11 protein-coding genes are annotated in these 13,905 nt (G+C 41.5%); 6 read left to right on the forward strand and 5 right to left on the reverse strand.

Annotated features, from left to right (window positions below):
• Positions 1-10 precede the first annotated feature (10 nt).
• Positions 11-1,264 (reverse strand): methionine adenosyltransferase, encoded by a 1,254-nt coding sequence (gene metK / locus ACQQ5U_RS15825; RefSeq protein WP_437398999.1) that lies wholly within the window; start codon positions 1,262-1,264, stop codon positions 11-13.
• A gap of 324 nt (positions 1,265-1,588) precedes the next feature.
• Between metK and ACQQ5U_RS15830 the strand changes: the two genes are divergently transcribed.
• From ACQQ5U_RS15830 to ACQQ5U_RS15840, 3 genes are all read left to right on the forward strand, one after another.
• A complete protein-coding gene (locus ACQQ5U_RS15830) occupies positions 1,589-2,206 on the forward strand; it encodes a deoxynucleoside kinase (protein WP_437399001.1) in 618 nt (205 codons plus the stop codon).
• Between the two features lie 104 nt (positions 2,207-2,310).
• Entirely contained in the window at positions 2,311-3,588 is a 1,278-nt protein-coding gene (locus ACQQ5U_RS15835; RefSeq protein ID WP_437399003.1) for a serine hydrolase domain-containing protein, read from the forward strand.
• 139 nt (positions 3,589-3,727) lie between these two features.
• Positions 3,728-4,444, forward strand: a complete 717-nt coding sequence (locus ACQQ5U_RS15840) for an energy transducer TonB (RefSeq protein ID WP_437399005.1) — start codon at positions 3,728-3,730, stop codon at positions 4,442-4,444.
• A gap of 79 nt (positions 4,445-4,523) precedes the next feature.
• On the opposite strand, the gene ACQQ5U_RS15845 is transcribed toward ACQQ5U_RS15840, so the two are convergent.
• The 4 genes from ACQQ5U_RS15845 to ACQQ5U_RS15860 form a co-directional block, all read right to left on the reverse strand.
• Positions 4,524-6,926 (reverse strand): sodium-translocating pyrophosphatase, encoded by a 2,403-nt coding sequence (locus ACQQ5U_RS15845; protein WP_437399007.1) that lies wholly within the window; start codon positions 6,924-6,926, stop codon positions 4,524-4,526.
• A 116-nt stretch (positions 6,927-7,042) separates the two neighbouring features.
• Positions 7,043-7,570 (reverse strand): inorganic diphosphatase, encoded by a 528-nt coding sequence (locus ACQQ5U_RS15850; RefSeq protein ID WP_437399009.1) that lies wholly within the window; start codon positions 7,568-7,570, stop codon positions 7,043-7,045.
• A 76-nt stretch (positions 7,571-7,646) separates the two neighbouring features.
• Positions 7,647-10,142, reverse strand: a complete 2,496-nt coding sequence (locus ACQQ5U_RS15855; protein WP_437399011.1) for a DUF5686 family protein — start codon at positions 10,140-10,142, stop codon at positions 7,647-7,649.
• Between the two features lie 156 nt (positions 10,143-10,298).
• On the reverse strand, positions 10,299-11,279 hold the full coding sequence (locus tag ACQQ5U_RS15860; protein WP_437399013.1) for a pyruvate dehydrogenase complex E1 component subunit beta: 981 nt from the start codon (positions 11,277-11,279) through the stop codon (positions 10,299-10,301).
• Positions 11,280-11,446: 167 nt separating this feature from the next.
• Here ACQQ5U_RS15860 and ACQQ5U_RS15865 point away from each other — a divergent pair, with 167 nt between their 5' ends.
• The 3 genes from ACQQ5U_RS15865 (at position 11,447) to ACQQ5U_RS15875 (ending at position 13,897) form a co-directional block, all read left to right on the forward strand.
• On the forward strand, positions 11,447-12,193 hold the full coding sequence (locus ACQQ5U_RS15865) for an electron transfer flavoprotein subunit beta/FixA family protein (protein WP_437399015.1): 747 nt from the start codon (positions 11,447-11,449) through the stop codon (positions 12,191-12,193).
• 16 nt (positions 12,194-12,209) lie between these two features.
• Positions 12,210-13,178, forward strand: coding sequence for an electron transfer flavoprotein subunit alpha/FixB family protein (locus tag ACQQ5U_RS15870; RefSeq protein ID WP_437399017.1), 969 nt, complete (start codon positions 12,210-12,212; stop codon positions 13,176-13,178).
• Positions 13,179-13,267: 89 nt separating this feature from the next.
• Positions 13,268-13,897, forward strand: a complete 630-nt coding sequence (locus tag ACQQ5U_RS15875) for a bifunctional nuclease domain-containing protein (RefSeq protein WP_437399019.1) — start codon at positions 13,268-13,270, stop codon at positions 13,895-13,897.
• The last annotated feature ends 8 nt before the right edge of the window (positions 13,898-13,905 follow it).

A 13,905-nucleotide genomic window follows, 5' to 3' on the forward strand; every position in this document is an offset into this window, starting at 1 on the left:
TAAATGATGGTTATAAACCAAAAGTCTCTTTCACCTTATCCACCATATCCAGTTTTTCCCAGGTGAAAAGTTCCACTTCTTTTTCGATTCTGCCGTTGTAAGGAGATTCAAAAACCTTGGTCACAGTTCTAGGTTCTTTGCCCAAATGACCATAAGCGGCCGTTTCCAAATAAATAGGATTACGAAGCTTAAGACGCTCTTCAATGGCAAAAGGTCGCATATCGAACAATTCAGATGCCTTTTTGGCAATCTCTCCATCGGTCATACCCACATTGGAAGAATTATAGGTGTCCACAAAAATGGATGTGGGCTCCACCACTCCGATAGCATAGCTAACCTGTACCAAAATTTCCCCAGCAACACCGGCAGCCACCAAATTCTTGGCCATGTGGCGAGCCGCATAGGCAGCACTTCGGTCTACCTTGCTCGGGTCTTTTCCACTAAAAGCACCACCTCCGTGGGCTCCTTTTCCTCCGTAGGTATCCACAATAATCTTTCTTCCCGTAAGACCAGCATCGCCATGAGGACCTCCAATGACAAACTTTCCGGTTGGATTAATGTGATATTTTATATCGTCCGTAAATAATTTTTGAATGCTCTCTGGCAACAACTTCTTTACTTCTGGAATCAAAATATTGATGATATCGTCCTTGATCTTGTTCAACATCGCATCATCAGCGTCAAACTCATCGTGCTGGGTAGAAACTACAATCGTCTCTATCCGTTGTGGAATATTATCATCAGAATATTCAATAGTCACCTGTGCCTTTGCATCAGGGCGTAAATATGGAATTCGGGTTCCCTCCCTTCTTAAATGCGCCAGAACCTCTAAAATTTTGTGTGAAATATCCAATGCCAGAGGCATATAATTTTCGGTCTCCGTTGTGGCATAGCCAAACATCATTCCTTGATCACCTGCGCCTTGTTCTTCCTTGGTACCGCGATCAACTCCTTGATTGATGTCCTGTGATTGTTCATGAATCAATGAAATAACCCCACAAGAATCCCCGCTAAATTTATATTCACCTTTGGTGTACCCAATTTTATTGATAACCTCACGTGCTATACTTTGCAGGTCTACATAGGTATGGCTCTTAACCTCTCCCGCCAAAACCACCTGACCAGTGGTCACTAAAGTTTCGCAGGCCACTTTACTCTCTGGGTCAAAGGCCAAAAAATTATCCAACAATGCATCACTGATCTGATCCGCAATCTTATCTGGATGTCCCTCACTAACGGATTCTGATGTAAATAAATACGCCATTTCTCTTTTTTAAAATGAAGATTTGACAAAAGTGCGAAGAAGTCCCAAACCCTTATTGAAGAGATATCAGCAGAAGCTGACAAGAACTGCTTTAGCATTTTTCGTATACCCTTTAAAGGTAACCGAGGTTGCAATCAGTCAAATCTTTCCTCGTTTTTGAAGTGCAAAAGTACATATTTGGAACATATTTTAAAACTTTGTTTCACCCTAATATAAGATGGGGTATTTAAACCAGTTTTTTTTCTTCAAGAGGATATACTTTGTATATTGCGACGATTAGAAATTCTCTAGTTACCATACACCAACTTAAAACAATCACACCCCATGCATATTGCTGTAGCAGGAAATATTGGCGCTGGAAAAACGACTTTAACAAACTTACTTGCAAAACATTATAAATGGGATGCCCATTTTGAGGATGTGGTGGACAATCCATACCTCGACGATTTTTACACTCAAATGGAACGATGGAGCTTCAATCTTCAAATTTACTTTTTGAACAGTAGGTACCGTCAAATCCTGAAAATCAGAGAAAGTGGAAAGAATGTAATACAGGACAGAACCATTTATGAGGATGCCCACATTTTTGCACCCAACCTCCATGCCATGGGGTTGATGACCAACCGGGATTTTGAGAATTACAAAGGGCTTTTTGAGTTGATGGAAACCTTGGTACAACCACCTGATTTGATGATTTATCTGCGTAGTTCCATCCCCAACTTAGTAAGCCAAATCCATAAACGCGGACGTGATTACGAAAACTCCATTTCCATTGATTACCTCAGTCGTTTGAACGAACGTTATGAAGCTTGGGTAAACACCTATGAAAAAGGAAAGCTATTGATTTTTGATGTGGACAACTTGGATTTTGTGGACAATCCGGAAGATTTGGGTGAAGTGATCAACCGAATTGATGGAGAAATTCACGGATTATTTGAATAAACCTTTTATTTAAATCCACTAGCTTTCTCCCAACTTTCTTGACAGACAAAATATTAGGTATATTTAGATGCTTTTGCACGCTAAACAAACCAATATTCAGTCATATGAAAACAACGTACCCAACCAAATATGCAACTTTACTGTTTGCATTCCTCCTCTTTTTCACCACTAATTCCCAAGAACTCGCCAAGGTTTCGCCCGAAGAAGTGGGCATATCTTCCAAACGTTTGGAAGTTTTATCGCAAACCTTTCAGGATTATATTGATGAAAATGAATTATCAGGAGCCACAATTCTTGTAGCTCGAAAAGGCAAGGTTGCCTACTTTGAAGCTTTCGGTAAAAATGATTTGGAGAACGATATTCCCATGACAAAAAATTCTATGTTTAGAATAGCCTCCCAAACCAAGGCGATTGTAAGCGTTGGTGTTATGATGCTTCAAGAGCAAGGTAAATTATTGATTACCGATCCAGTCGGGAAATATATTCCAGCTTTTATGGAAACCAAAGTCGCCGTGAGCAAGGATGATGGTTCCTACGATATTGTTCCGGCTAACAGGCCCATTACCATTCGGGATTTGCTTACCCACACTTCTGGAGTTTCCTATGGAGAAGGCATAGCCGCTGACATTTGGGAAAAAGCAAAAATCCAAGGATGGTATTTTGCTGACCGAGAAGAACCTATTCTGGCCACCGTTACACGAATGGCGGAACTACCTTTTGAATCGCAACCGGGAGAGCGCTTTGTTTATGGCTACAACACGGATATTCTCGGCGCTTTGATTGAAGTGATTTCTGGTGAACCCTTGGATGTTTTTTTAAAGCAACATATTCTTGACCCATTGGAAATGACAGATACCCATTTCTATCTGCCAAAAGAAAAAAAGGAACGTTTGGCGGTAGTGTATTCATCTTCTGAAAATGGATTGGAACGTGCGCCAAATCCCGGAGGCATGGTTGGGCAAGGCGCTTACGTAGATGGTCCTCGAAAAAGTTTTTCGGGAGGAGCGGGACTATTGAGCACATCTATGGATTATGCCAAATTCCTGCAAATGATGCTGAACAAGGGAACATTAAATGGTAAACGCATTATTTCTCCCAAAACCGTTGAACTTATGACGATAAATCATTTGGGCGATGCATCTTTTCCTTGGGCTGGAGGTACAGGCTTTGGTTTGGGTTTTTCCGTAGTGGAAGATTTAGGGGATAGGGGTACCCTCGGGTCCGTTGGTGAATATGGCTGGGGAGGTGCCTACCATTCCTCTTATTGGGTAGACCCAAAAGAAGAATTGGTGGTTGTTTATTTTACCCAATTGATTCCTGCAGGAGACATTGATGATCATGGAAAATTACGAGCTTTGATTTATCAAGCACTGGTTGACTAGAAGAACTTTTTCCATTTCACTCACCCAAACGACCCGTTGGCTCATTGGTGGTTTATTTTGTTTTTTTCTCAAAGTAGTTTAGGATTGGGATTATCCCACTGCTATTAACTATGCCTTTTTAGGCCTAAACATTGAAATTATGAGACCAAAAAAGAACCCACAATTGGAATTGAGAAAGAACAGTAAGCTCTACTTTATGTTAGGCATGACCTTTATTTTACTGTTGATATACCTTGCCCTGAATTGGAAGACCTATTATTCGGATAATAATTGGGATGTTGGTGATTTAAAAGTTCAAGATGAATTGATAGAGGAAGTTCCATTTTTAAAAATAAAACTGCCTGACCCTCCCAAACCCAAAATTCAATCACCTCCCAAAATTGAAATTGCAGATGATGAAGATGATATAAAGGAAACCTTTATTGAACCCAACGATGTTGACCAAGACACCAAAGTAGTGGCTATTGAGGATGTGGCCGTTGCAGAGGAGGACATTCCAGAAGAAATTCCTTTTATACTTATTGAAAATGCCCCTGTTTTCCCTGGCTGCGAAAATGAACAGACCGAGAAAGACAAACGAGCTTGTTTTCAAGAGCAGATGCTAAAACACATCCGCAAAAATTTTCGTTATCCCGAAGTTGCCCAAGAAATGGGATTGGAAGGACGTGTAAGTGTTGTTTTTACCGTTCAAACGGATGGTAGCATCGGAAACATTAGACTTCGTGGCCCGCATGAAAGTTTGGAAACCGAGGCAGCCCGTATCATTTCCAAACTACCCCGATTAGAGCCAGGGAAACAAAGAGGAACTCCGGTCAAGGTTCCGTATTCGATTCCAATTACATTTAAATTAAACTAATACATCTCGGCTCGATATGACCGCATAAAAAAACCACGCCATTTGGCGTGGTTTTTTCAGCTTTGCTATAAAACGAGAGCTAATTCTTTGCCTCAGCACTCTTATATTCTTGTATCATTTTTTCCAATTCTTCTTTGGTGTCGGCAGTAAATTCGTCGGTTTCCTCCACTACTTCTCCGTTAATGTTAGTACTGGATGTAACAATGGCTTTGTAAGCTCCATTCTCCGTATTGCTTACTTCTACCCGAATCTGCTTTTCGACAGCCTTGGTTTCTTTCATTCCCTCTTCGGTAATGGTAATCATGGTACCATCTTCTTTTAGCATGCCCATTTCATCCGCAGGAGCAAGACTTACCAAACTTGGTGCGATTACTAAAGCCACTACAGACATCAATTTTAGCAAAATATTTAAGGAAGGACCTGATGTATCCTTAAAAGGATCACCAACGGTATCACCTACCACAGCTGCTTTATGTGCCTCAGTACCCTTTCTTCCTTGGCTTTCTATGGTTTTCTTGGCATTGTCCCAAGCACCTCCTGCATTAGATTGGAAGATGGCCATCAAAACCCCGGCGGTAGTAACACCGGCCAAAAGCCCGCCTAACATCTCAGCTCCGCCAATAAAACCAACGGCAACTGGAACGGCAATGGCCAACAATCCTGGAAATACCATTTCTTTAATGGATGCTTGCGTGGAAATCTCCACACATTTTTGATATTCGGCCTTACCATCAGCTGCTTCAAAAATCTCCATATCTTCCTTACTGGCTTTAGAGAGGTCCGAATCATACTTACGCATAACGGCCAAAGCAGCTTTCAATTCTGGAATATCCTTAAACTGCCGACGGACTTCTTTAATCATTGACATGGCTGCTCTACCAACCGCATTCATGGAAAGAGCGGAGAATACAAAAGGCAGCATACCTCCTACCAAGAGGCCTGCCATAATATCAGGTTGGGAAACATCAATAGATTTAACGCCTGCTGTTTTCATAAAGGCAGCAAAAAGAGCCAATGCGGTCAAAGCTGCGGAAGCAATTGCAAATCCTTTACCTATGGCAGCCGTAGTGTTTCCTACAGCATCCAACTTATCGGTTCTCTCACGGACTTCGCTCGGAAGCTCGGCCATTTCCGCAATACCACCAGCGTTATCGGATATAGGTCCATATGCATCAACCGCAAGCTGAATACCTGTATTGGCCAGCATTCCTACCGCTGCTATGGCGATTCCGTACAATCCCGCAAAATGGTGAGATACCAAAATAGCGGCAGCAATCAATATAATTGGTATTGCAGTGGACATCATTCCAACTCCAAGACCTGCAATGATATTTGTTGCCGAGCCTGTTTCGGATTGACGTACAATGGAATTCACGGGTTTTGTGCCTGTTCCCGTATAATATTCTGTTACTTTTCCAACCAACAAACCAGCTACCAAACCGGCTATAGTTGCCCAAAATACGCCCATTGCTGTAAATTCCTTTCCGCCCTCTACCCAAGATTCGGGTAACATTGCGTTAATTATAAAGTATGAAGCAATCAACATTAAGCCTGCTGATCCAAATTCACCAATATTTAAAGCTGTTTGCGGGTTTCCGCCATCTTTCACCCGTACAAAGAATGTACCTATGATCGACATTATGATACCAATGGCAGCCAAGGCCAACGGTAAATACACAGCACCAAGGCCATCAAAAGCAGCTTGAAATTCTGGCAATCCGGCAAAAACAGCACCTAAAACCATAGTACCGATTATAGAACCAACATACGATTCAAAAAGGTCAGCACCCATTCCTGCTACATCCCCAACATTATCCCCAACATTATCCGCAATGGTTGCAGGGTTCAATGGGTGGTCTTCGGGAATTCCCGCTTCGACTTTACCCACCAAATCGGCTCCTACATCAGCAGCTTTGGTATAAATACCACCACCTACACGAGCAAAAAGTGCTATGGATGATGCTCCTAAGGAGAAACCAGAAAGTACATTTAAAACTTCAGCAAGTTCCCAGCCTTGTCCGCTGTAAATCATAAAGAGTCCGCTCAGCCCCAAGACACCAAGTCCAACAACTCCAAGTCCCATTACAGCCCCACCGGCAAATGCAACCTCAAGGGCCTTGCCCAATGAAGTTCGAGCAGCATTGGTAGTTCTAACATTGGCTTTGGTTGCGACTTTCATTCCAATAAATCCAGCAAGAGCCGAACAAATGGCCCCCACAACAAAGGAAACGGCAACCATGCCGTTAGAGCCTGCTTCATTGCTGCCTTTAAAGAAGAGCAAAGCAGCCACACAGACCACGAAGATGCTCAATATTTTATATTCAGCCTTTAAGAATGACATTGCCCCATCGGCAATGTTCTTGGCAATTCTCGCCATTTTTTCGTCCCCGACCTCTTGTTTCGAAATCCATACGTTCTTTATAAACACATAGAGAAGGCCCAAGACACCAAATACGGGCAAAAATTTTACGATTAATTCCATAGATTGATTTGTTTAGTATTTTACAATGGCAGCTAATGTAGTAAAATACGAAGTAATAAAAAAAATGCGCCTTTAATTAATAAAAGCGCATTTTTTCAATGTAATTCTTATGCAATCTATATCGTGAAAGTTCTTTTCTTTTTATGGTCACTTTCCTCGTAACGTTTAACGCATTCTTCATAGATTTTAACGGCTTCGTTCACATCGCCCCAACCACCAACATCTACTTTCTTCTCTTCCAAATCTTTATATACTTGAAAGAAGTGCTCAATCTCTTTTAATCTATGCGGATTCAATTCACTGATATCGTCTCTTTTACTCCAAATAGGATCAGAAACTGGCACACAGATCACTTTTTCATCCGGACCTTTCTCATCGGTCATATGAAATACCCCTACCGGTTTCACTTCAACTACTACCATAGGATACGTTGGCTCGGTACAAAGGACCAATACATCCAACGGATCCCCGTCCAAGGCCAAGGTTTCCGGAATAAACCCATAGTCACCAGGATACATCATGGATGAAAAAAGGGTTCTATCAAATCGGATTTTGTTGAGGGTAAAATCGTATTCGTACTTGTTTCTGCTACCTTTGGGAATTTCTACCAGTACATCAAAGGTAATACGTGGTTTCTTAGACATGTTAGTGATATATTTAAAATGCAAAAATAACCAGTATAACTGGAATAGGCCGCATAAATTGCCTGTTTCGTATTAATTAAAAATTAAATCCAAAGGTTCCTGTGATTCCAAACCGTCTTGCATCTGGATTTTCGAGATAATTCCCCCTAAAGTTGAAGTCTATTCTAAATATTTTGAAGATATTCCCCACTCCAAAGGAATATTCCCAATATAATTTATCATTGGGGGCTTGTAATGGTATATTACTTGGTGCACTCAACGCTATATTTTCATCTGAGAGTTCTCCCCATGCACCCCTTAAGCCAACGATTTCCCTTAAATTTAGTTTTCGTAGCAAAGGAATCCTAGAAAACAACCTACCATTAAAATTATGCTCCAAATGTACCGTGGCATACGTGTCGGTCACGAATTCATAAAAATCCAAGTTGGGAAAAGCATTATAGAGCGAGAAAAGAGTCTGGTTTCCAGGCACAACACTTAACAGTCCCAAGGGAACGGCACCGAACGTCTTGCCAAGTTCAACACTACTAGTCAATCGCCCAAACCCGCCTATTTGCCAAGGCTGTCGGTATGAAAATTGAATCTTCTCATAGTCGAAATCACTTTCAAGAAACCCATCCACACCTTTGGTGTACCTTAATACAATGGTACTATAATCATAATTGATATTGGATCGTTCCACGCCATATCCAATGGTTCGTTTTCCGGGAGTATATATCAATGTGGTAGTAAGATCAAACTGTTTTACTTCCGAAGACACCCCAGTAGGTGAATCTAAATCGACATAATCCAAACTAAATGCTTCTGGCAATGCCGAGCTCAGTGTTCGGAACGAACCACCTACATTGATCTTTAGGTTTTTTACCGGCTCCATTTCCACATTCAAGGTGGAAAGATTAATATTGGTCAACCGGTCGTTTGAGCCAACGGTGACCAAGGAAGAGGAGGCGATGCTTCGCCCCAATACATCATTGGTGCTTGTAAGACTAAGGCCCAACTGTTCGATATCCCGTCGGTTTCCTCCTGAAAGAATCAATCGGTTTTTCCGATCGAGCAAAAACTTGCCCGAAAACCCATGTTTAAATTTTTTGTCGTTAAAACCATAAGCCAAATATCCTTCCAAACGCCACAAATCGTTTTGACCAAAATAGGTGCGTGCGCCCCCTCGCAAACGAATACCTTCTGCATCATTATATCCAAAAGTGCTATAAATATCCCCGATATCGAGGTTCCATTTGTCGATTTCTATATAGCCCGAACCCAGCACGCTCACAATATCATAATAGGTTCGGAATTTGGGTACGGTCTTCAAGGTATCGAGCAACTGGAAGATTCCCGATTCGTCCTCGTTCAAACTTTCCAAACGGGAATTTTTCCAAAAAACACTGTCCTGTGAAAACACCCTGGGATCATATGGATCGGCTACGGCCTTGTAAAAATCTTCGGACCGGGGATTGTCAAAAGCATAGTTATCAAAAACGGTGGTACGCTTTCCGTATACCCCCCGTGACTTCTCTTTTTTGGAAAAACTGAAATCACTCAACATGTAATCCCGTTTCAACAAAAAGACCGAATCACTGACCACATCAAAATCCTGCTCAATATAAATTTCCTTTACCCAGTTGATGTTGGCACTCTTAGTGACCTGCATATTAATTTTTTTGATGGCAAAGGTGGTATCGTTTACCCAAAAGTCCCCTTTAAAGGTAAGTTCGTTCTTTCGTCTTGGGTAGTAAATAATGTTGTAACACCATTTGTCATCAATATAAGTACTATCCGACAGCACATAACTGTATACATCTACTCCTGTTTTGGACAATGGACTGGTAAAGCTCTTATCAAAAAATTTCAGGTAATTGTCGTAAATATCGTAATCGGAATAAAGGTCTTCCACAAAAGCGGTTATGGCTTGGTTGCCACTAAAACCAGAGTTTTTATTACCAAGAACATCCTCTTTTTCCTTATCCAGTTGATTGTCGCCATATACTTTGGAAAAAGTTTCGTTCAGGAACATCGGCAAGTAAGTCTTCCCTGTAATTCGGGAAGTGTCCAAGTCCTCGAACATAAATTCCAGGCCTTTAAAAAGTTTGCTTTTGATCAATGCACTATCAATGGTATTGAGGTCGAACTCAATTTTTTCATACTTATCGTACTGGTACTGCCTGAACTTACGAACCCCGTTCTCCCGTTTTTTGGACCAAATTTTACGGAGAATATCTATGGCGGGATTGTTTTTCTTGGATTGTTTACCAGTATAAATGACTACTTCCTGAAGCTGCTCGGCAGATTCCGGAAGAACGATTTCCAATCCATAGTTCACCTTTTGTTCCAATGGAATCACCTTGGTTTCATATCCAATGAAAGATACCTGAATGGCTTTATAGGTTTCATCCGATTCCAAGTAAAAGTGTCCGTCATCATTGGTTATGGTACCCTCGGAGGAGTTTACAAAAATAATATTGGCAAAGGCAATGGGCATACCGGTATCATCGGTAACCACACCTTCGATTTTAGTTTGTGCAGTAACACTAGCAATAAAGAGGAGAAAAAAAACAGAAAAGAATCTTTTCATAGGCAGATATAAGGGACAATGGGCAAAAACTCGATAGTTTTAACCCACTAAACTTAGGTCAAATTTGGTTTAAAGTAATTTCTAATCAAAAAATATTCCCTAAAAAAAGCCCCATCAACAAAGTTGATAGGGCTAATATACCGTACAAATCTGATTTTACAGCTTATATAACACTTTCTTAACAGCCTTGATCACATCTTCATGATTGGGCAACCATTCGGCCAAAAGTACTGGAGAATAAGGTGCAGGTGTATCCGCAGTGTTCAGTTTAACGATCGGCGCATCCAAATAATCAAATGCTTTGTCCTGAACGTGATAGATAATTTCGGTAGCGACATTTCCAAAAGGCCATGCTTCTTCCAAAATCACCATTCTGTTAGTTTTCTTCACAGAGTTAAGAATAGTATCATGGTCCATTGGACGCACGGTTCTTAAATCAATGATTTCACAACTGATACCATCTTTCTCCAATTCATCTGCAGCTTTATAGGCCTCTTTGATGATTTTACCAAAAGAAACAATGGTTACATCCGTACCTTCTCTTTTAATATCGGCAACACCCAATGGAATGGTGTATTCCCCTTCAGGAACTTCTCCCTTATCACCATACATCTGCTCGGATTCCATAAAAATTACGGGGTCGTCATCACGGATGGCAGATTTCAACAACCCTTTGGCATCGGCAGGATTCGAAGGAACCACAACTTTTAACCCAGGAGTATTCGCAAACCAGCTTTCAAAAGCTTGTGAGTGCGTTGCCGCCAGTTGTCCTGCAGAAGCTGTAGGCCCCCTAAATACGATTGGACAATTAAACTGACCCCCGGACATCTGACGGATTTTAGCAGCGTTGTTTATTATTTGGTCAATTCCCACCAAGGAGAAATTGAAAGTCATAAATTCTATGATAGGTCTGTTACCGTTCATTGCGGAACCAACGCCGATACCGGAGAAACCAAGCTCCGAAATCGGGGTATCGATTACCCGCTCTGGCCCAAATTCATCCAACATGCCCTTGGAAGCCTTGTAAGCACCATTGTACTCAGCTACCTCCTCGCCCATCAAATAAATGGTATCATCTCTTCGCATTTCTTCGGACATAGCCTCGGCTACTGCCTCCCTAAACTGTAATGTTTTCATTAAATCGTACTAAATATTTATAGTCTGCTTAAAAACGCAAGCAAAAATAGCAAAAACTACCCGAAAATAGCTTGAGGAAAATCCAAAAAAAGAACAAAATTTATTATGCATGCATAATAAATTTCGGATTTTATAACTATATTTGGACACATAAACCTTAAGTATATATGAAGATTTTAGTTTGCATAAGCAACGTACCGGATACTACTTCCAAAATCAATTTTACGGAAGGCGATACCAAGTTTGACACAAACGGGGTTCAATTTGTTATTAATCCAAACGATGAATTTGGATTAACCCGCGCCATGTGGTTCAAGGAAAAGCAAGGAGCTACCGTCCATGTAGTCACTATTGGAGGTCAACAGACCGAGCCGACCATTAGAAAAGCACTTGCTATTGGAGCCGATGAGGCCATTAGGGTAAATGCTGAACCAAAAGATGGTTTTTTTGTGGCCCAACAGCTGGCAGAAGTGGTGAAAAATGGTGATTACGACCTTGTAATTGCCGGACGGGAATCCATCGACTACAATGGTGGCATGGTTCCCGGAATACTTGCCACATTACTGGACATGAACTTTGTAAACACCTGTATAGGATTGGAAATCGATGGGTCGAATGCAACCGCTATTCGCGAAATTGATGGAGGTAAGGAAAAAATAACCGCTTCGCTTCCCCTAATCATTGGAGGTCAAAAAGGACTGGTTGAAGAAAGTGACCTTCGCATTCCCAACATGAGAGGTATTATGATGGCTCGAAAAAAAACCTTGAACGTGGTAGAACCTGTTGATGCCATACAACCTACTCAAGACCAAAAATTTGAAAAACCTGCAGCTAAAGGACCCGTTAAATTGGTCGATGCCGGAAATGTGGGTGAATTGGTCGAACTACTGCACAACGAAGCTAAAGTTATCTAAACAAGATTAAGAAATTATGTCAGTACTAGTATATACAGAGTCCCTCAAGGGAAAATTCAAAAAAAGTGCCTTCGAAGCAGCCTCTTACGCACATAAAGTGGCTCAAGAACTAGGCACAACAGTTACCGCAGTTTCTTTTAATACTGAAGATGATGCCTCTTTGGGAACTTATGGAGTATCTAAGGTTTTAAAGGTTTCCGATGAATCATTGGCGACGTTCAATGCCAAAGCCTATGCTGAAACCTTGGCTCAGGCTGCAAAAGCAGAAGATGCCAAAGTAATTATCTTAAGTTCCAGCGCGGACACCAAGTTTTTGGCTCCTATCCTTACAGCAAAATTGACTGCTGGGTATGTACCCAATGTAGTGGAAGCCCCAGAAAGCACTTCACCCTTCGTAGTGAAGCGAACAGTTTTCAGTAATAAAGGGTTCGCATTTACCGAAATTTCGTCTGAAATCAAGATTATTGGGGTATCCAATAATGCCTTTGGAGTTATGGAAAATAATGTTTCCGCTACTGTTGAGGACTTTGCCCCATCATTGAACGATGCTGCCTTTAACGTTAAATCCGCAGAAGTGGACAGGGTATCAGGAAAAGTAACCATTGCGGATGCAGATATAGTTGTATCAGGCGGTAGAGGGCTTAAAGGGCCCGAAAACTGGGGTATGGTCGAAGAATTGGCCGATGTTCTTGGAGCGGCAACCGCTTGTTCCAAGCCAGTATCCGATATGGGATGGCGTCCGCATAGCGAGCACGTAGGACAAACAGGAAAACCAGTGGCAAGTAATCTTTATATTGCCATCGGTATCTCTGGAGCTATACAGCATTTGGCTGGAGTAAGTGCATCCAAAGTAAAAGTGGTCATCAACAACGATCCCGAAGCACCATTTTTTAAGGCGGCAGATTATGGAATAGTTGGGGATGCCTTTGAGGTAGTGCCCGAACTCATCGAAAAATTAAAAGAATTTAAAGCCCAAAACGCTTAAATTTTGTTAATTTGCCCATTGCAAGGGGCTGTTCAGATAACTGGTAAAGCCACTTATTTGAACGGCCCTTTTGCTTTAGGAGGAGATATATGAGTTTAGTACGATTAAAAATAAAAGGGATATCATACAGCCAAACACAAAATGGCGCGTATGCCCTTATTTTAAATGAGGAGGAGGGAGATAGAAAACTTCCCATTGTTATAGGCGCATTTGAAGCACAGTCCATTGCCATTGCTTTGGAAAAAGAGATAAAACCGCCCAGACCCTTGACTCACGACTTGTTCAAAAACTTTGCGGACAGGTTTAAAATTGTTGTCAAACAGGTCATTATACACAAACTGGTAGATGGCGTTTTTTATTCCAGCATTATTTGCGAACGGGACAATGAGGAAGAAATCATAGACGCAAGAACCAGCGATGCCATTGCGCTTGCACTACGGTTCAATGCTCCCATTTTTACTTACAAGACCATTTTGGACAAAGCAGGAATCTTCCTAAAATTCTCTTCCAAAGAGAAGGAAGAGGGAGATGATGACAGCATCATGGTCGATGAAATCCTTCAAGAAGGGGAAGCAGTAGAGATAGAATCCGGTTCCGATACCCATGGATACAGAGAAATGTCCCTTCAGGAACTCCATAAAGAGTTGGACAAGGCAGTAGCCAGCGAAGACTACGAAAAAGCTGCCAAATTAAGGGATGAAATTTCCAAGCGCAAATAAACCACTTA

The organism is Flagellimonas lutimaris, from assembly GCF_051494225.1.
Taxonomy (GTDB): domain Bacteria; phylum Bacteroidota; class Bacteroidia; order Flavobacteriales; family Flavobacteriaceae; genus Flagellimonas; species Flagellimonas lutimaris_A.